The organism is Sphaerisporangium sp. NPDC005288, from assembly GCF_040607475.1.
Classification (GTDB): domain Bacteria; phylum Actinomycetota; class Actinomycetes; order Streptosporangiales; family Streptosporangiaceae; genus Sphaerisporangium; species Sphaerisporangium rhizosphaerae.
In genome coordinates this window covers 86,107-110,898 of sequence record NZ_JBEXGT010000018.1, presented here as the reverse complement: position 1 = coordinate 110,898, position 24,792 = coordinate 86,107, and the positions used below count along the sequence as shown (strand labels likewise).

The following is a 24,792-nucleotide window of genomic DNA, read 5'->3' as shown; positions in this document are numbered from 1 at the left end:
GCGGTTTCCTCTGGCGCTGATCTATCAACTTAGGTAATGCTTACCTTAGTATGAAGCTCGCTTGAGGTCGCTTTGGCGGTTTTCGTCCGGTTTTGGAGGCTCGGTCACCTGTGTCGGCTACTGACGAAGTGATGGCGTACTGGCACCGGCGGCTCGCCCCGCTTCCGCAGGAGACGGTCCTCCCGATCGACTTCCCGCACCCGCCGGCACCCGCCGCGGGCCGCGAGACGCGCGTCCGCACGCTGGCCTGTCCTGCCGTCGCTTCGGCGGCCGATCCGCGTGAAGACGCCGGCACCGAGGACCGCCTGCTCGCCGCCTACGTCGCGCTGCTGTACCGCTACGGCGGCACGGGCGATGTCTGCGTCGGATACGACGGGTTGCCGCTGCGGGTCGGACTCGACGGCGGCACGGGCTTCGGCGAGCTGGTCCGGCGGGTGGCCGCCGCCCGCGAGGAGGCCCGCGCGCACCGCGTCCCGCTCTCCCGCCTCATATCGGACCTGCGGCCCGAGCCGACGCGCGGCGGCGGCCTGTTCTTCACCACGGCCGTGGCGATCGGCGGCGTCCGGGCGGCGCTCGCCGCCGCAGGACCGCTGGACGCGTCACCGGAGGCCGCGGGACCGCTGGACCTGTCACTGAAGGCTGCGGGACCGCTGGACATGTCACTTGAGGCGGCAGGACCGCTGGATGTGTCACTGGAGATCGTGACGGTGGCGAGCGCGGAACCGCGCGAAGCCGCCGCAACCTACGAGGCGCGCCTGACCTACCGCCCCGACCTGTTCCACGGCGCGACCGCCGACCGGATGCTCGGCCACTACGAGACGCTGCTCGCCGACGGGCTCGCCCGGCCGCAGGTCCCGGTCGCCGAGCTGGAACTGCTCACCGCCGAGGAGCGCCGCCGCGTCCTTGCCGAGTGGAACGACACCGCCCACGAGGTCCCGTCGCTCACCTGGCCCGAGATGTTCGCCGAGCAGGTCCGCCGCCGGCCGGACGCCGTCGCCCTCGTCTTCGAGGACCTCGCCCTCACCTACGCCGAACTGAACGAGCGCGCGAACCGGCTCGCCCACGCGCTGATCGCGCGCGGGGCCGGACCCGAGCGCGTCGTCGGCCTCGCCCTGCCCCGGTCGGCCGAGCTGATCGTCGCCGAGGTGGCCGTCCTGAAGGCCGGCGCCGCCTACCTGCCCCTGGACACCGACTACCCGGCCGGCCGCATCGCCTACATGCTGGCCGACGCCGCGCCCGTCTGCCTGGTCACCACCGCCGACTGTCTTGTCACCACCGGCGGCGCCTTGGACGGGATCCCGCCGTCCGATGGCGTCGGCGTGCTGGTCCTCGACGCGCCGGAGACCGCGCGCGAGCTGGCGGCCCGCCCGGCCCACGACCCCTCCGAGGCCGACAGGGGACGGCTGTCGGTGCTCAACGCGGCCTACGTCATCTACACCTCCGGCTCCACAGGACGTCCCAAAGGCGTGGTGCTGTCGCACGCGGGCGTTGCCAAGCTGGTCGCCACCCAGAGCGAGCGGTTCGGCGTCGGCCCGGACAGCCGGGTCCTGCAGTTCTCCTCGCCCAGCTTCGACGTGGCCTTCTGGGACCTGTGCCTCGGCCTGCTCTCCGGAGGCCGCCTGGTCGTCGTGCCGTCGGAGCTGCGGGTGCCCGGCGCGCCGCTCGCCGACTACGCCGACGCCAACGGCGTCACGTTCATGATCCTCCCCCCGGCCCTGCTCGCCGCCATGCCGCAGGACGTACGGCTGCCGCCCGCCGCCACATTGCTGGCAGGCACCGAGCGGGTGTCGCCCGAGCTGGTCGGCCGCTATGCGCGCGGCCGGATGATGTTCAACGCCTACGGCCCGACCGAGGCGACCACCAACTCCACCCTCGGCCTGTGCGACCCTGACATCCCCTCCGGCGCCATCGTGCCCATCGGCGTCCCCGACCCCGGCACCCGGGCCTACGTGCTGGACGCCCGCCTGCGCCCGGTGCCCGCCGGGGTCGCCGGCGAGCTGTACCTCGGCGGGGCCGGCCTGGCCCGCGGCTACCTCGGACGCGCGGACCTGACCGCCGAACGGTTCGTCGCCGACCCCTTCGGCCCGCCGGGCGAGCGGCTGTACCGCACGGGCGACCTGGTGCGATGGAAGTCCGACGGACGGCTTGAGTTCCTCGGCCGCGCCGACTCGCAGGTGAAGATCCGCGGCTTCCGCGTCGAACCCGGTGAGATCGAGTCCGTGCTGCGGGGGCACCAGGCCGTGGACCAGGTCGCGGTGGTGGCCCGCGAGGACCGCCCGGGTGAGCGGCGGCTGGCCGCCTACGTCGTCCCCTCCCTCACCGCCGGGCCGGGCCGCGAGGAGAGCGAACAGGTCGAGAAGTGGAAGGACCTGCACGAGCTGCTCTACTCGGCCGCGGGCTCGGAGGGCTTCGGGGAGAACTTCGCCGGCTGGAACAGCATGTACGACGGCCTGCCCATCCCGCTCGCCGAGATGCGGGAATGGCGGGACACCACGGTCGCCCGCATCAGGGAGCTGCGGCCCCGCCGGGTGCTGGAGATCGGCGTCGGCAGCGGGCTCATCCTCTCGCGCCTCGCCCCCGGCTGCGAGGTCTACTGGGGCACGGACCTGTCGCAGGAGGCCGTGCGGACGCTGCGCGCCCGGGTCGCCGCCGAGCCGGAGCTCACCGGCCGCGTCGAACTGCGCGCCCAGCCCGCGCACGACGTCACCGGGCTGCCCGAGGGCCTGTTCGACACCGTGGTCGTCAACTCCGTCGCCCAGTACTTCCCGAGCGCGGAGTACCTGTCCGACGTGCTGCGCCAGGCCGGGACGCTTCTGGCCCCGGGCGGCAGCGTCTTCGTCGGCGACGTGCGCAACCTGCGGCTCCTGCGCTGCCTGCGAGCCGCGGTCGAGACCCGTCGCGGCGCGTACCCGCAGGACAAGAAGGCCCTGCTCTCCGTCGTCGACCGCTCGGCGAACTGGGAGGGTGAACTGCTGCTCGACCCGGACTTCTTCGCGGCCCTCCCTGGCTTCACCCCCGACATCCGCCTCAAGCGCGGCGCCGTCCACAACGAACTGACCCGCTACCGCTACGACGTCGTCCTGCGCAAGCACGAGCCCCAGCCGGCCGCCGCAAGGCCCGCCCCGGCCGAATCCGGATCCGGGACCGGAGAAACCCGGCCCGGCGCGGAGAAGTCCGAACGGGCCGAGCTTCACAAGGGGGAGTCTCGGCAGGCCGAGCTTCGCGAGGAGAAATCCGGACGGGCCGAGCTTCGCGAAGGGGAGTCCCAGCGGGCCGAGCTTCGCGAGGAGGAGATCGGGTGGGCCGAGCTCGGAGGGATGCACGGGCTGGAGGCGCGCCTGGCGGCGGGCCCCGCCCGGCTCCGGGTCGGCGCGGTGCCCAATGCGCGGCTCGCCGAGGACCTCGCCGCACTGTCCGCCATCGAGGACGGCGGCCGTCCCGCCCCGCCGGTGGAGGCCGCCGACCCCGAGACCCTGCACGCGCTCGGGGCCCGCCACGGCTACCAGGTGGCCGTGACCTGGAACGGCCACGCCGACGACGGCGGCCTCGACGTGGTCTTCGCCGCCGGGGACGCGCCCCTCGGCGCCCTTTACCGTCCGGCCGCCGCCTTTCCGCACGCCAACCGTCCCGCGCCGTTCCGCGATGTCGCCGCCCTGATGAGGACCCTGCGCTCGTACGCGGCCGAACTGCTGCCCGAGTACATGATCCCGTCGGCCTTCGTCCCCCTGGACCGGCTCCCGGTCACCCCGAGCGGCAAGCTCGACGGCTCCGCGCTCCCTGCGCCCGAATACACCGCCCTCAGCTCCGGACGCGCCCCGCGCGGCGCCCGCGAGGAGCTGCTGTGCGCCCTGTACGCCGAGGTGCTGGGCCTTCCGTCCGTCTCCGCCGAAGACGACTTCTTCGCCTTCGGCGGCGACAGCATCGTCGCCATCCGGCTGCTCGTCCGCGCGCGCGAGGCGGGGCTGCGGCTCACCTCCCGCGACGTGTTCCGCCACCGCACCGCCGCCGCGCTCGCCAAGGTAGCGGTGGATCGCACGGCCGGCGGACCCACCGGACCGGGCGGCACAGGCAAGGGCACGGGCTCGGGCACGGGCTCGGGCACGGGCACGGGCACCGGAACCGGCACAGGTACGGGCACGGGCTCGGGTTCAGGTACGGGCACGGGTTCGGGTACAGGCACCGGCACCGGCACCGGCGCGGGCTCGGGCTCGGGTTCGGGCACAGGTACGGGCTCGGGCTCGGGCGCGGGTTCGGGTACAGGCTCGGGCTCGGGCTCGGGTTCGGGTTCGGGCACAGGTACGGGCACGGGCTCGGGTTCGGGCACGGGCACGGGCACAGCTACGGGCGCCGGCACCGGTACGGGCGCCGACATGGGTCCAGGCGCCGGTACGGGTTTTCACATCGGTACGAGCGTCGTCATCGACATGGATGGCGGTGGCGGCGGGACCGCCTACGACGGGGCGGGCGCTGCCGGAGCGGTGGCGGACGCGCCGCTTCTGCGGCTCGCGGAGGACGAGCTCGCCGAGGTGCAGGGTGACCACCCGGTCGCCGTCGAGGAGGTGCTGCCGCTCAGCCCGCTCCAGGAGGGGTTCTACTTCCACTCCCTGCTGGACGGCACGGACGGCGACGCCTACGTGGTCCAGCAGATCATCGAACTGGCCGGTCCGGTCGACGGCGAGTCCCTGCGCCGAGCCGCCCAGGGGCTGCTGGACCGGCACGCTCCGCTGCGGGCCTGCTTCCGCCGGCGTCCGTCCGGACGGCCGGTACAGATCATCGCCGACCGGCTGGAGCTGCCCTGGCGCGAGGTAGACCCGTCCGGGGACGACGAGCAGCGCCGGGCCGTCGCGGACTCCGTCGCGGCCGAGGAACGCGAGCGCCGCTTCGACCTGGCCCGCCCGCCCCTGGTGCGGTGCGCGCTGGTCCGGCTCGGGCGCGACCGGAGCGTCCTGGTACTGACCTTCCACCACATCGTGGCCGACGGGTGGTCGCTGCCGATCCTCCACCGCGAACTGATGGCCCTGTACTCCGCCGTCTCCGAGGAGGCTTCGTCGCAGGCACCGGACGCGGGGGCCGAGGTGGCCGGGTTGCCGCCGGTGGCTCCGTACCGCGAGTACCTGCGCCGCCTGGCCTCTGCGGACCGGGACGCCGCACGCGCCGCCTGGCGGGCCGCGCTCGCGGGGCTCGACGAGCCGACCCGCCTGGTGGGCGCCCCGGCGGGCGACGGGCGGCTGAGGCCAGGGCAGGTGCGCGTCGAGCTGCCCGAAAACGTCACCGCGCGGCTCGCGGCACGGGCGAGAGGGCACGGGGTGACCCTGGGCGCGGTCGTCCAGAGCGCGTGGGGTCTTCTCCTCGGACGCCTGACCGGCAGCCAGGACGTCGTCTTCGGCACCACCGTCTCCGGCCGGGACGCCGAGGTGGACGGCATCGAGTCCATGGTCGGCCTGTTCATCAACACCCTGCCGACCCGTTTCCGTTGGCGGCCCGCCGACAGCCTGGCCGAGCTGGCAGGGCGGCTCCAGGCCGAGCAGACCAGCCTGCTGGACCATCAGCACCTCGGCCTCGCGGAACTCCAGCGCGCCGCCGGGCTCGCCGGCCGTGGCGAGCTGTTCGACACCCTCGTGGTCTTCGAGAACTACCCCGCGGAGACCGGTGCGGCCGACCCCTCGGGAACGCTGAGGATCACCGGCCACGAGTTCCGCGACGCCGTCCACTACCCGCTAGCCCTGATCGTCAAGCCGGGACGCCGGCTGGACCTGCGGCTGAAGTACCACGCCCAGCGCCTCGACGACGAGGCCGTTCTGCGGATCGCCGACCGGCTCACCCGCATCCTGCGCGCCGTGGCCGACGATCCCGCGCAGAACGCCGCCCGCGTCGGCCTGCTGTCGGACGGCGAGGCGGCGCGGGCCCGGCTCGCGGGCGAGGAACGGCAGGTCGCCGAGACGACTCTGGCCGCCGCCTTCGAGGCCCAGGTCGCCCGGACGCCGCAGGCCACGGCCGTGATCTGCGAGAGCGAGTCCCTCACCTACGCGGAGCTGGACGCGCGCGCCGAGATGCTCGCCCGCCGCCTGCGGGCGCTGGGCGCGGGCTCCGGGCGGGTCGTCGCGGTCGCCGTCCCGCGCTCGGCGGAGCTGATGGTGGCCCTGCTCGGCGTGCTGAAGTCGGGCGCGGCCTACCTGCCGCTGGACATCGACTACCCGGCCGACCGCATCGCCCACATGCTGGCCGACTCGGGGACGGACACGGTGGTGACCACCGCCGCCGCCTCCAGCCGGCTCCCCGATGCGAGTGCCGTCACCCATCTCCTCCTCGACCCCCCGGCAACCCCGGCCGACCCCCCGGCAACCCCGGCCGACCCCCCGGCCACCCCGGCCGAGCCGCCGCGCTCGGCCGTGGCGCGGCCGGCCGGCGCGACGGCCGGGGCGGCTGCGGGCCGGCCGGCCGGTGACGTCCACGGGGTGGGCTCTGTGGTGGGTGACATCCATGGGGTGGGCCCTGTGGTGGGCGAGGTTCACGGGGTCGGCTCTGTGATGGAGGACGTCCACGGGGTCGGCTCGGTGGCCGGTGATGTCCAGGGGGCGGATTCCCGGCTCGGGAGCGCCGGGCCGGACGACCCGGCGTATCTGATCTACACGTCGGGATCGACCGGCCGCCCCAAGGGCGTCGTCGTGACCCACAGGGCGATCGTCAACCGGCTCGCCTGGATGCAGGGAGAGTACGGGCTGCACGCCGACGACCGTGTGCTGCAGAAGACGCCGTCCAGCTTCGACGTGAGCGTCTGGGAGTTCTTCTGGGCGCTGTGCGAGGGCGCCGCCGTGGTGCTCGCCAAGCCCGACGGGCACCGCGACCCCGTCTACCTGGCCGCGCTGATCGGCGAGCAGCGGGTCACGACGATGCACTTCGTGCCGTCGATGCTCGAAGCCTTCCTGAGCGCCGGCGAGGTCACCGCCGACCTGTCATGGGCGGCGAGCCTGCGACGGGTGTTCAGCAGCGGCGAGGCCCTGCCGGGCGCCGCCGCCGCGCGCTGGCACGCGCTCACCGGAGTGCCGCTGCACAACCTGTACGGCCCGACCGAGGCGGCCGTCGACGTGACCTACCACGCCTACGACGGATCGGTGGGCGCCACCGTGCCCATCGGCCGCCCGGTGTGGAACACCGGGCTGCGGGTGCTGGACTCCTGCCTGCGCGCGGTACCGGCCGGCGTGCCCGGCGAGCTGTACCTGACCGGCGTCCAGCTTGCCCGGGGATACCACGCCCGCCCCGGCCTGACCGCCGAGCGGTTCGTGGCCGACCCCTACGGCGCGGCCGGCGGCCGCATGTACCGCACCGGAGATCTGGTGCGCCGCCGCGAGGACGGCGTCGTCGAGTACCTGGGCCGCACCGACCGGCAGGTGAAGCTCCGGGGCAACCGCATCGAACTGGGCGAGGTCGAGGCCGCTCTCACCGCCCTGCCCGCCGTGGCCCGGGCGGCGGTGACCGTTCGCGGATCCACCCTGGTCGCCTACATCGTCCCGGCGAAGCCCCCCGGCCCGGCCGGAGATGGCGCCGCTGTGGTGGGAAGGGGAGAGGGCGGGGTCGACGTGGCCGCGCTGGGCGCCGCCCTGGCCGGGACGCTGCCCGCGTCCATGCTGCCCGGGGCGTACGTCGAGCTGGACGCCCTGCCGCTGACCCCCAGCGGCAAGCTCGACCGCGACGCCCTGCCCGCCCCGCGGGCGGTACGCGCGACGGCGCGCACCCCGCGCGACGAGCGTGAGCGCGTCCTCACCGAGATCTTCGCGGCCGTGCTGAAGCTCGGCGAGGCCGGCGTCGACGACGACTTCTTCATGCTCGGCGGCGACAGCATCAGCTCGATCGGCGTCTCCAGCCGCGCCCGCCGGGCGGGCCTGACCCTGAGTCCGCGCGACGTCTTCGAACACCGCACCCCCGCCGCCCTGGCCGCCGCCCTCGGCGGCGGCGTGGCCTCCGACGGCGCGGCGGCCTCCGACGGCGCGGCCTCCGACGCTGCCGCCTACGCCATCGCCGTCACTCCTACTCGCGACGCCGCCGCTGCCGCCGCCGATCACGTTGCCGCCGCCTTTGCTGCTGCCAGTGCCGGTGACGCTGCGGATACCCGCACCGGCACCGGCACCGGTGCGGGTGCGGGTAACGGTAAGGGTGAGCGGGGCGCCGGGTTCGAGCTCACCGCTGACGAGTACGAGCGGGTGCGGCGGCTCGGCGGTGGTGACGTGACCGACGTCTGGCCGCTGGCGCCGCTCCAGGAAGGACTGTTCTTCCACTCGACCTACGACGACGGCGCCCTCGACGTCTACACCGTTCACGAGTCGTTCGACTTCGCCACCCGCCTGGACGCCGGCCGCCTGCGCCAGGCGACCAGGGTGCTGCTGGCCCGCAACCCCGGCCTGCGCGCCGGGTTCACCAGCGCCGGGCTGCGCCGGCCTGTGCAGTTCATCGTCGCCGACCCCGGGATACCGCTCGAAGAGGCCGACCTGTCGGACCTGCCCGCCGCCGAGCAGGACGCGCGGTTGCGCGAGCTGATGGACGCCGAGCGCACCCGCCGGTTCGACCTGGCCCGGCCGCCGCTGTTCCGGATGCTGCTGATCCGGCTCGGCGAGGCCCGGGGTGACCGGCTGGTCATCGGCCGGCACCTGCTGCTGTGGGACGGCTGGTCGGCCTGGATCTTCCTCGCCCAGCTGTTCGCCCTCTACGAGACCGGTGGCGACGAGCGCGGGCTGCCGCGCCCCGGCTCCTACCGCGACTACCTGACCTGGCTGGAGTCACAGGACCCGGCGACGGCCGCCCGCGCCTGGCGGGCCGCGCTGGCGGGCCTGGACGAGCCCACGCTGCTCGCGCCCACCGCGGGCGGTGACATGGGGGCGGTCATCCCCGAGAGCCGGGAGACCGTCCTGCCCAAGGATCTCGGCGACCGGATGCGCGACGCCGTCCGCCGCCGGGGACTGACGCTCAACACGCTGCTCACCACCGTCTGGGGTCTGGTGCTGGCCGCCGCGACCGGTCGCTTCGACGTCGTCTTCGGCACGACGGTCGCCGGCCGTCCGAGCGAGGTGCCGGACGTCGAGAACGTCATCGGCATGTTCCTGAACACCGTTCCCGCCCGCATCGCCTTCGACCCGGCCGAGCCCGTGCTGGACCTGCTGCGGCGCGTCCAGGGCGAGCGCCTGGCCCTCATGCCGCACGAGTATCTGGGCCTCGGCGTCCTGCAGGCCGAGACCGGCCATCGGCGGCTGTTCGACACGCTCTTCGTGATGCGCGACAACGACACCGAGGAGCGGCTCGCGGCGCTCGCCGACCGGTACGGCGCCACCGCCGTGGCCAACGTGGACGCCACCCACTATCCCGTCAACCTCGTCGTGACGCCGGGGGAGCGCATCCGGGTCACCCTCGCGCACCGGCCCGACGTCATCGGCCCTCCGCGAGCCCAGGAACTGCTGGACCGCTTCGCCCTGCTGCTGGAGCGGCTGGTGGACGACCTGGACGCGCCCGTCGGCCGCCTGGGCCACACGCTGCCCGCCGAACGCGCCGAACTGGAACGGGAACGGGCCGCCGGCCGGGTGCCCGTCCCGGAGGAGACCATCGCCGACCTGCTCGCCGCCCAGGCCGCCCGCACTCCTGAGGCCACGGCCCTGGTCTTCGGCGGCCTGAGCGTCACCTACGCCGCCCTGGACGCCCGCGTCAACCGCATGGCGCGGCTGCTGCTGGCGCGGGGCGCGGCGCCCGAGAAGATCGTGGCGCTGGCCCTGCCCCGCTCCGTCGACATGGTGGCCGCGCTGTTCGCCGTGCTGCGCACGGGCGCGGCCTACCTGCCGCTGGAGCTGGACCACCCCGACGACCGGCTCACGATGACGCTGGAGGACGCCCGTCCGGCCCTGCTGCTGACCACCGGCGCCGTCGCGCCGCGGCTGGAGGGCGGCGTGCCCGGCGTCCCCCGCGTGCGGCTCGACGACCCGGCGGTGGCCGGGGAGCTGGCGGGGCTGTCCGGCGGCCCGGTCACCGAGGCCGACCGTCCCCGATTCAGCCTGGAGCACCCGGCGTACGTCATCTACACCTCCGGCTCCACCGGCCGTCCCAAGGGCGTCGTCACCCCGTACCGCGGGCTGACGAACATGCACCTCAACCACCAGAAGGAGATCTTCGACCCGGCCGTCGCCTCCGCCGGAGGCCGCCGGCTGCGCGTCGCCCACACGGTGTCCTTCGCCTTCGACATGTCGTGGGAGGAGCTCCTGTGGCTGGTCGAGGGGCACGAGGTGCACGTGTGCGACGAGGAGCTGAGGCGCGACGCCGAGGCCCTGGTCGCCTACTGCGAGCACCACCGCGTGGACGTCGTCAACCTCACCCCGACCTACGCGCACCTGCTGATCGAGCAGGGGCTGCTCGACGGGCACCGCCCGCCGCTGGTGCTGCTCGGCGGGGAGGCGGTGTCCGAGACGGTCTGGAACCGGCTCCGCGACACCGAGGGCACCTACGGCTACAACCTCTACGGGCCCACCGAGTACACGATCAACACCCTCGGCGGCGGCACGGGCGACAGTCCCACCCCCACCGTCGGGCGTCCCATCCGCGGCACCCGCGCCCACATCCTGGACGCCTGGCTGCGCCCGGTTCCCCCCGGCGTCCCCGGCGAGCTGTACATCGCGGGCGTCGGCCTGGCCCGCGGCTACCTCGACCGTCCCGGGCTGAGCGCCAAACGGTTCGTCGCCGACCCTCATGGCGAGCCGGGGGAGCGCATGTACCGCACGGGCGACCTGGTGCGGCGCCGCGCCGACGGGAACATCGACTTCCTGGGCCGCACCGACGACCAGGTGAAGATCCGCGGTCACCGGGTCGAGCTGGGAGAGATCGAGACCGCCCTCGCCCGGCACCCGGAGGTGGCCCAGGCCGCCGTGGTCGCCGCCGACGACCCCTCCACCCCCGGCGCCCGGCGCCTGGTCGGGTACGTCGTGCCCGCCGAGCCCACCGGCGAACGGCGGGAGTCGGCGGAACGGGACTGGATCGGCGAATGGCGGGAGATCTACTCCGACGAGTACGAGCGCATCGGCACCGCCGTGTTCACCGAGGACTTCGCGGGCTGGGACAGCAGCTACGACGGGGAGCCCATCGCGCTGGAGCACATGCGCGAGTGGCGCGAGGAGACCGTCGCCCGCATCCGCGAGCTGCGCCCGCGCCGCGTCCTGGAGATCGGCGTCGGCTCGGGGCTGCTGCTGTCGCGCTTGGCGCCCGAGGCGGAGGCGTACTGGGCGACGGACTTCGCCGCGCCCGTGATCCGCAAGATCGGCGAGGACCTGCGCCGGGACCCCGCGCTGGCGGCCAAGGTCGAGCTGCGCTGCCAGGCCGCGCATGACACCGAAGGGCTACTGGCCGGCTACTTCGACACGATCATCATCAACTCCGTCATCCAGTACCTTCCGGACATCGCCCACCTGACGGGGGTCATCCGCGGCGCCATGGGGCTGCTGGCGCCGGGCGGCGCCCTGTTCGTCGGCGACGTGCGCAATCTCCGGCTCGCCCGCGCCTTCCACACCGGCGTCCAGCTGGCCCGCTCGGCCGGCGACACCGGCGACACCGGCGACACCGGCGGCCCGGACGGCCCGGACGGGCGCGAGGCCGCCGAGCGCCTCCACGCGGCCGTCGAACGGGGGATCGCGCTGGAGAAGGAACTGCTCGTCGATCCCGACTACTTCTCCACCCTGGGCTTCGGCGTCGACCTGCGCACCAAGCGCGGGCACCACCACAACGAGCTGACCCGCTACCGCTACGACGCCGTCCTCTACGACGGCGAGCCCGACGTCCGCCTCGGCGACGAACCGGTGCTGCCCTGGACCGACGCGCTCACCGGCCGGCAGGACGACGCGCCCGCGACCGCCGGACCCGCCTCCGGCGAGCATCCGCCGAGAGAGGCAGGGGGGCTGGCCCGCCGCCTGCGGGAGACGCGGACCGGGCGGCTGCGGGTGACGGGCGTCCCCGACGCCCGCGCGGGCAGCGAGCACGGCGCCACGGTGGACGGGGGAGTCGAGCCCGAGGACCTGCACGCGGTCGGGGCACGGGAGGGCTACCGCGTCCTCACCACCTGGTCGCGCGAGCCGGGCGCCTACGACGCGGTCTTCGTGCGGGGGGACTTCCGCCTCACCGCGGGCCTCTACCTGCCGGGCGGCGGCACGCCCCCGTACGGCAACACCCCGGCCTCGGCGGCCGGCGCGAGCGGCCTGCCGCGCCGCCTCCGGGAGGATCTGCGGCGCCGGCTTCCCGACTACATGGTCCCGGCCGCGTTCGTCACCCTCGACCGGCTGCCCATGAACGACAACGGCAAGCTCGACGTGCGCGCGCTGCCCGCGGCCGAACCGGCGGCGCCGCTCGCCGGCGGACGGGGGCCGGCGACACCGGAGGAAGAGGTGCTCTGCCGCCTGTTCGCCGAGGTGCTGGGCCTGCCGGCCGTGGGCGCCGAAGACGACTTCTTCGAACTCGGCGGCCACTCGCTGCTCGCCACCCGGCTCATCAGCCGGGCTCGCGCGGAGCTGGGCGCCGAACTGGCCATCCGCGACCTGTTCGAGGCCCCGGCGCCCGCCCTGCTGGCCGGTCGCGCGAGCGCCGCCCGCCCGGCCCGCCCGGCCGTCGAGCCCGTGGCCGACCGTCCCCGGCGCGTCCCGGTGTCGCCCGCTCAGCGGAGGCTGTGGCTGGCCGAACGGCTCAGCGGCGGCGACGCCTACCACTTCCCGCTGGTCTTCCGCGTGCGCGGCGCGCTGGACACCGGCGCACTCCACCAGGCCCTGCGCGACGTGGTCGCCCGCCACGAGGCCCTGCGCACCGTCTTCCCCGAGGCCGGCCCCCCGCCCACCACGCTTCCGCCCGCAACGTCCGCGCCCCTGCCCGCCATGCCCGCGCCCGCCATGCCCGCGCCCGACCCGGCCGGCCCGTACGGGGCGCCGCGGTCCGTGGAGGAGGCCGCGCAGGACGGGGTTGCCCCGTCCCTGGACGAGTCCCGGCCAGGAGTGCGCCTTCCTGCGAAGGAGGCCGGGCCGCGCGGGGTGCACCCACCCGTGGACGAGGCGGGACCGTACCAGTTCATTCTGAACATCGAGGAGATCGGGTCGTTCTTCCATGTCGAGGACTGCCCGCCAGAGCGGCTGGAGGGCAGGATCGCGGCGGCGGTGGCCCGGCCGTTCGACCTCGCCGTCCAGATCCCGCTGCGGGCCGAGGTGCTCAGGGCCGGCCCGCTGGACCACGTGGTGGCGATCGTGCTGCACCACATCGCGACCGACGAGTGGTCCGACCGGCCGTTCCTCACCGACCTCGACGCCGCCTACCGTGCCCGCCGCGAGGGCCGGGCGCCCGAATGGGCGCCGCTGCCGGTGCAGTACGCCGACTACACGCTCTGGCAGCGGCGGCTGCTCGGCGACCCGCCGGACCCGGCCGACCCGGCCCACCCGGCCCGCCCGGCCCGCCCGGCCCGACCGGCGTACCCGGCCGACTCGGAGCACCGGGCCGACTCGACAGACCCGACAGACCCGACAGACCCGACAGAGCCGACAGAGCCGACGGCCCTGACGGCCCTGACGGCCCTGACGGATCCGGCCGACTCGGGTGGCGAGGGCGTGCGGCAGCTCGCGTTCTGGACCGGGACGCTGGCCGGGCTGCCGGAGGAGATCCCCCTGCCGCTCGACCGGCCCCGCCCGGCCGAGCCGACCGGCCGCGGCGGCCAGGTGCGCGCGGAGCTGCCCGCGGCAACCGCCCGCGCCCTGCGCGCCCTGTGCGCCGAGACGGGCACCAGCATGTTCATGCTGCTCCAGGCCGCGGTCGCCACCCTGCTGCACCGGATGGGCGCGGGCACCGACATCCCGCTGGGCGCCCCCATCGCCGGGCGCACGGACAGCGCCCTGGACGACCTCGTCGGCTTCTTCGTCAACACCTTGGTGCTGCGCGCCGACCTGTCCGGCGACCCGACGTTCAGGCAACTGCTGGCCCGGGTCAAGGACGCAGACCTGGCCGCCTTCGAGCACCAGGACCTGCCGTTCGAGCAGGTCGTCGAGGCGCTCAACCCGCCGCGCGTGCCGGGACGCAACCCGCTGTTCCAGGTGATGCTCGGCTACCACCACCGTCCCGGCGGCGATCCGCGGATGCTGGACCTGCCCACCGAGTGGTGGCCGGCCCGCGTGCGCACCGCCAAGTTCGACCTGGACTTCACCTTCGTCGACCACGCCGGCGAGGATGGCCTGACCCTGCTGCTGGAGTACGCCGAGGACCTGGCCGACCACGGTACGGCCCGTGCCATGGCCGGCCGCGCCGTCGCGCTGCTGGGCCTGCTCGCCGCCGGACCGGACGTGCCGGTCGGCCGGCTGTCCGTGCTGACCGAGGAGGAGCGCCGCGCGTCGCTGGGCGCCTGGAACGACACCGCGCGGCCGGTCGAACGGCGTACCGTCCCCGAACTGTTCGCCGAGGCCGCCCGCGCGCACCGTGACCGCGTCGCCCTGGTCACCGGCGGCCGGACGCTGACCTTCGGTGAGCTGGCCGCCGAGGCCGACCGCGTCGCCGGGCTGCTGCTGCGGCACGGAGTGAGGACGGGGGATGTGGTGGGGCTGGCCCTGCCCCGGGCCGAGATGGTGCCGGCCATTCTCGGCGTGCTCGGCGCGGGCGCCGCCTACCTTCCGCTCGACCCTGCCTACCCGGCCGAACGCCTCGCGTACATGCTGGACGACGCCGCGCCGGCCCGCGTGCTCACCACGGCGGCCATCGCGCCCGGCCTGCCCGCCGCGCGAGGCGGCGTCCTGCTGCTGGACGACGCCCGGCACGGCGCCGCCCGGCCGCACGGCCGTCCCCTCGGCGCGATGCCGGTGCCGGGTGTGCCGGTGCCGGAGCCGCTGCCGGAGGTCGAGGTGCCGGAGGTCGAGGTGCCGGAGGTCGAGGTGCCGGGGGTCGAGGTGCCGGGGCCGAGGGGCGCGCTGCCGGGGGTCGAGGTGCCGGGGCCGAGGGGCGCGCTGCCAGGGGTCGCGCTGCCGGGGGGCGAGGTGCCGAGGCCGAGGGTCACGGTGCCTGAGGGCGAGGTGCCGGGGCCGAGGGTCGCCGTGCCGCCGGGCGCGGTGGCGTATGTGATCTACACCTCCGGGTCCACCGGCCGGCCCAAGGGCGTGCTCGGCACCCACCGCGGTCTCGGCAACCTGTTCGGCTCGCACCGCGCGGACCTCATCGACCCGGCCGTGCGCGCCGCCGGAGGCCGCAGGCTCCGCGCGGCGCACGCCGCGTCGTTCAGCTTCGACGGCTCCTGGGAGCCGATGCTCTGGCTGCTCGCCGGGCACGAGCTGCACGTCGTCGGCGAGGACACCATGACCGACCCGGCCGCGCTGCTGGCCTACCTCGCCGACCAGCGCGTCGACTTCGCCGACCTCACCCCGACCTACCTGCGGGAGCTGATCCACCACGGCTTCCTGGACCCCGGCCGTCCCCGTCCGAGCGTCATCGCGGTCGGCGGCGAGGCCACACCGCCCCCGCTGTGGGACCGGCTGCGCGCGCTGCCGGGGACGGTGGTCCACGATCTGTACGGGCCGACCGAGTGCGCCGTCGACGCCTACGGGTGGCACGGACCGAGCCCGGAACGCCCTGAGCCGTGGGCCGCGCCGCTCGCCAACACGCGCGCCCACGTGCTGGACGCGATGCTGCGGCCGGTGCCCGCCGGGGTGCCGGGCGAGCTGTACCTGGCGGGTGAGGGAATGGCCCTGGGATACCTCGGCCGGCCCGGGCTGACCGCCGGGCGGTTCGTCGCCGACCCCTTCGGCGGGCCGGGCGAGCGCATGTACCGTACCGGCGACCTGGTGCGGCGCCGCGCCGACGGCACGCTCTCGTTCCTCGGCCGGGCCGACGACCAGGTGAAGCTGCGCGGGTTCCGCATCGAGCTCGGCGAGATCGAGGCCGTGCTCCGCGCCCACCCCGACGTGGCGCAGGCCGCGGTGACGGTCCGCGAGGACGTCCCCGGCGAGCGGCGGCTGGTCGCCTACGCGGTCCCCTCCTCCGGGCGGGGCGCCGACCCCGTCGCGCTGCGGGCGCACCTCGCCGCGGCGCTGCCCGGCCACATGGTCCCCGCCGCGTTCATGGAACTGCCCGCCCTGCCCAGGTCGATCAGCGGCAAGCTGGACCGGCTCGCCCTTCCCGTCCCCGACGCGGCGGCGGCCCCCGCCTCCGGGCGGCGTCCTCGCGACGCCCGGGAGGAGATCCTGTGCGAGCTGTTCGCCGCCGTGCTGGGGGCCGGACGGGTCGGCGTGGACGACGACTTCTTCGCGCTCGGCGGCCACTCACTGCTGGCGATGCGGCTGGTCAGCCGGGTTCGCGCGTCGCTCGGCGCCGAGGTGAGCCTGCGCGCGGTCTTCGAGGCGCCCACCGTCGCCCGGCTCGCGGGACGGCTGCGCGAGGCGCCGGGAGGCGGGCCCGCTCTGGCCCCAGCGCCGCGCCCCGGGTTCCTGCCGCTGTCCTTCGCACAGCAGCGCCTGTGGGTGCTGCACCGGCTGGAGGGCCCGAGCGCCACCTACACCATTCCGGCGGCCTGGCGCCTGTCGGGCGAACTGGACCTCGGCGCGCTCCGCGACGCCGTGCGCGACCTGATGACCCGGCACGAGAGCCTTCGCACGGTGTTCCCCGAGCGGGACGGGCGCGCCCATCAGCGTGTCCTGCGCCCCGAAGAGGTCCCCGCCGTCGTCCGCTTCGAGCGGGTCGCGCCGGACGCGCTCGCCGGGCGGCTGGCCGAGACCGCCGGGCACGGCTTCGACCTGGACCGCGAGCCGCCGCTGCGCGCCTGGGTGTTCGAGGTGGCGCCGCGCGAGCACGTGCTGCTCCTGGTGGTCCACCACATCGCCGGCGACGAGTGGTCGGACCGGCCGCTGTGGCGCGACCTGTCCACTGCCTACCGTGCCCGCCGCGAAGGAACGGCGCCGCGGTGGGCTCCGCTGCCCGTCCAGTACGCCGACTACACCCTCTGGCACCGCGACGTGCTCGGGGACGGCGGCGACCCCGGCAGCCTGGAGGCACGCCAGCTCGGCTTCTGGCGCCGGGCGCTGGCCGGGCTGCCGGAGGAGCTGCCGCTTCCCGCGGACCGGCCGCGTCCCCTGGAGAGCGGCCACCGCGGCGGGGCGGTCGGCCTGTCGATCCCCGCCGAGCTGGAGCGAGGTCTTCGCGGGCTCGCCCGCGGCCACGGCGTCAGCATGTTCATGGTGGCCCAGGCGGCCGTCGCCGCGCTGCTGCACCGGCTCGGCGCCGGTGAGGACATCCCTCTCGGCGCGCCGATCTCAGGTCGCACCGACGAGCGCCTGGAGGACCTGGTCGGCTTCTTCGTCAACACGCTCGTGCTGCGCACCGACCTGTCCGGCGCGCCGACCTTCGGCGAGCTGCTGAGGCGGGTGCGCGAGAGCGACCTGGCCGCCTACGAACACCAGGACCTGCCGTTCGAGCGGCTGGTCGAGGCGATCAACCCCGCCCGCTCCCTGGCCAGGCACCCGCTGTTCCAGGTGATGGTCGTCTACCTGGCCGACCAGGGCGGCGCCCCCGATCTGGCGGGGCTCGACGCCGAGCCCGAGCCGCTCGGCCAGGAGACCGCGAAGTTCGACCTGAGCTTCGACTTCGCCGAACAGGGCGACGGCGAGGGCATCCAGGGCTGGATCGAGTACAGCGCCGACCTGTTCGACCACGAGACGGTCGAGCGCATCGCCCGGCGGCTGGTCCGGCTGCTGGAGCAGATCGTCGCCGACCCCGGCGTCCAGGTGCGGCACCTGGAGATCATGGACGAGGAGGAGCGCGGGCTCGTCGCCGGCGCGTGGAACGCCACCGCGCGAGAAGTGCCCGCCACCACCCTGCCCGAACTGTTCCGCGCGCAGGTGGCGCGCACCCCCGGCGCGCTCGCCCTGGTCTGCGGGGAGGAGCGCCTGACCTACGCCGAGCTGGACGCCCGGGTCGAGCGCACGGCGCGGACGCTGGCCGCGATGGGCGCCGGCCCCGAGCGCACGGTGGCGGTCGCGCTGCCGCGCTCGGCCGACCTGGTCGTCGCCCTGCTCGCGGTACACCGGGCGGGCGCGGCGTACCTGCCGCTGGACGCGGACCACCCGCGCGAGCGCGCCGAGCTCATGATCGAGGAAGCCCGCCCGGTGTGCGTGCTCCGCGAAGGGCTGCCCGATGGTCCTCAGGGAGAGCTGCCCGCGTCCTACGACCCCCGGCACCCGGCGTACGTGATCTACACCTCCGGGTCCACCGGCCGGCCAAAGGGCGTGGTGGTGCCGCACGAGGGCATCGTCAACCGGCTGCTGTGGATGCAGGACGAGTACGCGCTGACCGCGTCGGACCGCGTGCTGCAGAAGACGCCGTCCGGCTTCGACGTGTCGGTGTGGGAGTTCTTCTGGCCGCTGATCACCGGGGCGGTGCTGGTGGTGGCGCGGCCCGAGGGCCACAGGGACCCGGCCTACCTCGCCGGGCTGATCCAGGACGAGCACGTCACCACCGTGCATTTCGTGCCGTCGATGCTGCGGGCGTTCCTCGCAGACCCGGGCGCCGCGCGGTGCTCGGGACTGCGCCGGGTGATGTGCAGCGGCGAGGCGCTGCCCGCGGGCCTCGCCGCCCGATGCGGAGCCGTGCTGCCCGCCGAGCTGCACAACCTGTACGGGCCCACCGAGGCGTCCGTCGACGTGACGGCCACCCGGGTTCCGCCCGGCGCCGACCCGGTGCCGATCGGCCGGCCGGTGTGGAACACGCGGGCTCACGTCCTCGACGCCGCGCTGCGCCCGGTGCCGCCGGGGGTGGCCGGCGAGCTGTACCTGGCGGGCGTCCAGCTCGCCCGGGGGTACCTCGGCCGTCCCGGCCTGACCGGCGAGCGCTTCGTGGCCGACCCCTGCGGGCCACCCGGAACGCGCATGTACCGGACGGGCGACCTGGCGCGCTGGAACCGTGCGGGGGAGCTGGAGTTCCTGGGCAGGGCAGACGACCAGGTCAAGATCCGCGGCTTCCGCGTCGAGCCGGGCGAGGTCGAGGCGGTGCTGGCCCGCCACCAGAGGGTGGCCCACGCCGTGGTGGCCGTTCAGGACCAGCGCCTCATCGCCTATGTGGTGCCGGCCCCCGGAGCGACGGCGCCGAGCGCTGCCGCGCTGCGGGACCACGCCGGGGCCGCCTTGCCCGACTACATGGTCCCGGCGGGATTCGTCACGCTGGAGGCCCTGCCGCTCACCCCGAACGGCAAGCTCGACCGAAGGGCGCTGCCCGCCTTCGACTTCGCGGCCGAGGTGACCGGCGCCCTGCCGCGCACCCCGCGCGAGGAACTGCTGTGCGAACTGTTCGCCGGCGTGCTCGGCCTGCCGCGCGTCGGAGCCGGGGACGACTTCTTCGCCCTCGGCGGCGACAGCATCGTCGCCATCCAGTTGGTCGGCCGGGCACGTGCCGCCGGGTTGGTGATCAGTCCCCGGGACGTCTTCCTGCACAGAACCGCGACGGCCCTGGCCGCCATCGCCGGCGTCCAGGACGACGCGACTCACCCGGACGGCACGGGCCGGTCGGCCGCCGTGGGCGGTCTGGACGGCGCGGAAGGCCTGACCGGGGCGGCCGACATGAACGGGACGTACGCCGTGAACAGGGCGAACGGCGTGAACAGCGCGGCCGACGTGACCAGGGCGTACGACTTGACCGAGGCGTACGGCAGGACCGGGGCGCACGGCATGGACGGCGCCGGGGCGTCCGCCGGGCTGGTCGCCCTCAGCGAGGCCGAGCGCGCCGAGCTGCCGGTCACCGGCGTCGCCGGCGTCCTGCCGCTCACCCCGCTCCAGGCGGGCCTGCTGTTCCACTCGTCCTTCGACTCCGGCGAGGACGGGCCGGACGTCTACACCGTCCAGGTGACCTACGAGGTGGACGGCCCGCTGGACGCCGCCCGGCTGCGCGCGGCCGGACAGGCGCTGCTGGACCGGCACGACAACCTCCGCGCCGGCTTCCGGTACCTGTCCTCCGGCCGCCCGGTGGCCGTCGTGCCGCGCACGGTCGCCCTGCCCTGGCGCGAGGTGGATCTTTCCGGGCCGGGCGAGCTCGGCGGGCTCGGCCGGGAGGCCCGGTGGACCCGTCTGCTCGCGCAGGAGCGGCGCCGGTTCACCCCGGCGGAGCCGCCGCTGCTGCGGATGGCACTGGTGCGCATCGGCCCGGGCCGCCACCGCCTGGTTCTGTCCCACCAGCACCTCCTGCTGGACGGGTGGTCGATCCCCCGGCTCATGCGCGAACTCGCCGACCTGTACGCGCACGGGGTGGACGGGGCCGACCATCACGGCTCGCCGGCGGCCCCGCCGTACCGGGAGTACCTCGCGTGGCTGGCGCGCCAGGACGCCGCCGTCTCCGCCGGCGCCTGGGCGGAGGCGCTGGACGGTCTGGCCGAACCCACCCGTCTCGCGCCCGCCGACCCCGACCGGGCGCCGATCGTGCCCGAGATGTACACCACGCGTCTCACCCGGGAGGCGACCGAGGCCCTGTCGGCCCTCGCCCGTTCACGCGGCCTGACGGTCAACACCCTGGTGCAGGGCGCCTGGGGCATCCTGCTCTCCCGGCTGACCGGCCGCGACGACGTGGTCTTCGGCGCGACCGTCTCCGGGCGGCCCCCGGAGCTCGACGGCGTCGAGTCGATGATCGGCCTGTTCATCAACACGATCCCCGTCCGCGTACGGGTCCGCGACGGCGAGAGCCTGGCGGCGTTCCTCGGCCGCCTCCAGGACGAGCAGTCTCGGCTCATCGCCCACCAGCACGTCGGCCTGGCCGACATCCAGCGACGGGCCGGCCTCGGCGACCTGTTCGACACGCTGGTCGTCTTCGAGTCCTACCCTGACTCCGAGGAGCCCGCGTCCGGGACCGCGGACGGCCTGCGTCCCGCCGTGCTCGACCACCAGGACTCGACGCACTACCCCTTCACCTGGGCGGTCGAGCCGGGTGAACGCCTGGCCCTCACCGCCGAGTACCGGCCCGACCTGTTCGACCGTGCGACGGCCGCGCGGATGGCGGCCTCGATGGCGCACATCCTCCAGACCATGGCGGCCGGCGCCGACCGGCTCGTCGGCCGCGTCGACGTCCTCACCCCCGCCGACCGCCACACCATGCTCATGACCTGGAACGGCATCCCGGACGCCCTCCCCACCGCCGCACGAGATCCGCGGTCCCTGGCGGTCCCAGGACTGTTCGAGGCGCAGGCGGCCGCCACTCCCGAGGCCGTGGCCGTGGTCGCCGGGCCGGTCCGCTGGACCTTCCGTGAGCTCAACGAGCGCGCCAACCGGCTCGCGCGGCTGCTCGCCGAGCACGGCGCGGGACCCGAGCGCATCGTCGCCCTCGCACTACCGCGCTCAGCGGACTTCATCCTGGCCGTCCTCGCCGTGCTGAAGTCCGGCGCGGCCTACCTGCCGGTGGACGCGGACCTACCCGCCGAGCGGGTGCTCGGCATGCTCGACGACGCCCGGCCCGTCCTGCTGGTGACCGGCGAGGACCTCGCGGCCGTCCTGCCGGACGGCGGCGTCCCGCTCCTCCGGCTCGACGCGCCCGAGACCGATCGCCGCCTCGCCGCGCGGCGCGGAGACGACCTCGCCACCACCCCCGACCCGCGCCACCCGGCCTATGTGATCTACACCTCCGGGTCCACCGGCCGGCCCAAGGGAGTGGTGGTCTGTCACGGCGGCCTCGTCGCCCTCTTCCACAGCCACCGCCGGACGCTGCACGAGCCGGCCAGGCGTGCCACCGGCCGCCGTCATCTGCGCGTCGGCCACGCCTGGTCGTTCTCCTTCGACGCCTCCTGGCAGCCGCAGCTGTGGCTGCTGGACGGGCACGCGCTGTACATCCTTTCCGACGAGACGCGCCGCGACCCCGAACTGACCGCCGAGGCCATCCGCGAGCACGGCCTGGACTTCATCGAGGTCACTCCTTCCTTCCTCGCGCAGATGGCCGCGGCCGGTCTGATCAGGGACGGGGAGTGCCCGCTCGCCGTGGTCGGGGTCGGCGGCGAGGCGGTGCCGGACGCGCTCTGGGCCGACCTGGCCGCCCTGCGCTCCACGGAGGCGTTCAACCTCTACGGCCCCACCGAGTCCACCGTGGACGCCCTGGTCGCCCGCGTCGGGGACAGCGCGTCCCCGCTGGTCGGCCGCCCGGTGGACGGCACCCGCACCTACGTGCTCGACGCCGCGCTGCGGCCCGTCCCGCCCGGCGTCACCGGCGAGCTGTACCTCGCGGGCGCGGGCCTGGCCCGGGGGTACCTCGGCCGCCCGGGCCTGTCGGCCGAGCGGTTCGTCGCCGACCCGTTCGCCGGGCTGTTCGACCAGGCCGGCGCCCGCATGTACCGCACCGGCGACCTGGCCCGCTGGACCGCCGACGGCCGGCTCGACTACGGCGGCAGGGCCGACGACCAGGTGAAGATCCGCGGCTTCCGCGTCGAGCCGGCCGAGATCGAGGCCGTGCTGGACCGGCACGAGTCCGTCGCCCAGGTCGTGGTCGTCGCCCGCGAGGACCGCCCCCGGGTCAGACAACTGGTCGCCTACGTGGTCCCGTCCACGCCCGCCGACCCTGTCGACCCTTCCGTGCCCGCCGACCCTGTCGACCCTTCCGTGCCCGCCGACCCTGTCGACCCTTCCGGGCCCGCCGACCTTGCCGACCGTTCCGTGCCCGCCGACTCCGCCGATCATTCCGTGCCCGCCGACTCCGCCGATCATTCCGGGCCGGTCAACCCAGCCGACTGCGCGGCCCCGGCCGCCCCATCCGGGCCCGCCGAGCCGGCCGCGCTGCGTGCCTACGTTGCGGCCCGTCTGCCGGAGTACATGGTGCCGGCCGCGGTGGTCGTCGTTCCGGAGCTGCCGCTGCTGCCCAACGGCAAGCTCGACCGCAAGGCGCTCCCCGCGCCGGACTTCACCACGCGCACCGGGCGCGAGCCGGTCGGCGAACCGGAGCGCACCCTCGCGGCCGTCGTCGCCGAGGTGCTCGGACTGCCGCGTGCCGGCGCCGACGACGACTTCTTCGCCCTCGGCGGCGACAGCATCGTCGCGATGCAACTGGTCGGCCGGGCGCGGGCGGCGGGCTTGAGGATCACCCCGCGCCAGGTGTTCCAGCACCGTACGGTCGCGGCGCTGGCCACCGTCGCCGTCACGCTCGGCCCGGACGCCGGCGGCGGCGCGCACGACGAAGGCGCCGGCATGGTGCCGCTCACTCCGATCATGCACGCCATGCGGGAGCGCGGCGGCCCGATCAAGGGATACCACCAGGCGGCGCTGCTGCGGACCCCGCCGGACCTGGACGAGCCCACGCTCGCGTCGGTGCTCCAAGCCGTCGTGGACCGGCACGGCATGCTCAAGGCCCGCCTGGTGCGGACCCGGCCCGCCGCCGGCCACGCGGGGGAGCAGGCGCCGGCCTCCGGTGCGGCGCACCCGTCGGGGACCGAGCAGTGGTCCTTGCACGTCCCCACCCCCGGCACGACCGAAGCCTCCGGCACGACTGAAGCCTCCGGCACGACCGGAGCCGTCGGTACGAGTGGAGCCCCCGGTACGAGTGGAGCCCCCGGCACGAATGGCATCCACGGTGTGGCGGGCGCGGGCGGCGCGGCCGGTGTGGCGGCTTGGCTCGTTCGGGTGGACACGGCGGGGGCCGACGGGACGGCGCTCCGCGCGGCGATCGCCGAGCACGCCCACGCCGCACGCTCCCGCCTCGACCCGGACGCCGGTGCCATGGTGCAGGCGGTGTGGTTCGACGCCGGCCGGGGCACGCCCGGGCGGTTGCTGCTGCTGGTCCATCACCTGGTGGTGGACGGCGTGTCCTGGCGGATCCTGCTGCCCGACCTGGCCGCCGCCTGGCGGGAGGTCACCGCCGGGCGCCCCCCGGCGCTCGCGCCCGTCGACGTGTCGTTCCGCCGCTGGTCGCGAATGCTGGGCGCCCGCGCCGTCGACCCCGCCCGCGAGGACGAGCTCCCGCTGTGGACCTCGATTCTGTCGGGCGGCGGCACCATCGCCGTGGCCGCGCCGCTCGACCCCGGGCGTGATGTGGTCGCCACCACGCGTCACCTGTCACTCACCCTGCCCCCCGACCGGACCGCTCCGCTGCTCGGCCGGGTGCCCGCCGCCTTCGGCGCGACCGTCAACGACGTGCTGCTGACCGCCCTGGCGCTGGCCGTCGCCCACCGGCACCGCCGGACGGGCGGGCGCGGCTCCGGCAACGCGGTCCTGGTGGACCTGGAAGGCCACGGCCGCGATGAGCAACTGGCCGGCGGCGCGGACCTGTCGCGCACGGTCGGCTGGTTCACCAGCGTCGTCCCGGTCCGCCTTGATCCAGGACCTGTGGACCTGGACGAGGCGCTCGCCGGTGGGCCGGCGCTCGACGAGGCGGTGGGCCGGATCAGGGAGCACCTGTCCTCGCTCCCCGCCGCCGGAATCGGACACGGCCTGCTGCGGCACCTGAACCCTGCGACGGGGCCGGAACTCTCCCGTCTCGGCGAGCCGGGTATCGAGTTCAACTACATGGGCCGTTTCGGCCGGCCCGACGCGGCCGACTGGTCCTACGCGCCGGAGGACGACGCCGCCGACCTCGATGCCGACCCCGGTATGCCGATGTCGCACGCGCTCACGGTCAACGCCCTGACCGAGGACCACCCCGGCGGGCCGGAGCTCGCCGCCCACTGGTCCTACGCCTCGCGGCTGCTGCCGGAGGAGGCGGTGCGGGACCTCGCCGAGACGTGGTTCCGCGTGCTGCGAGCCATGGTCGACCGCGCCGAGGCGCTGGGCGGCGACCGCTGATCACCACGACGACCCCCGACAACCGTTCCGCCGATCC

1 protein-coding gene is annotated in these 24,792 nt (G+C 75.1%); it reads left to right on the top strand.

Going from position 1 to position 24,792, the window contains the following annotated elements; all coding sequences use genetic code 11:
- Positions 1-131 precede the first annotated feature (131 nt).
- Positions 132-24,755 (top strand): non-ribosomal peptide synthase/polyketide synthase, encoded by a 24,624-nt coding sequence (locus ABZU32_RS18735; protein ID WP_354923744.1) that lies wholly within the window; start codon positions 132-134, stop codon positions 24,753-24,755.
- Positions 24,756-24,792 lie beyond the last annotated feature (37 nt).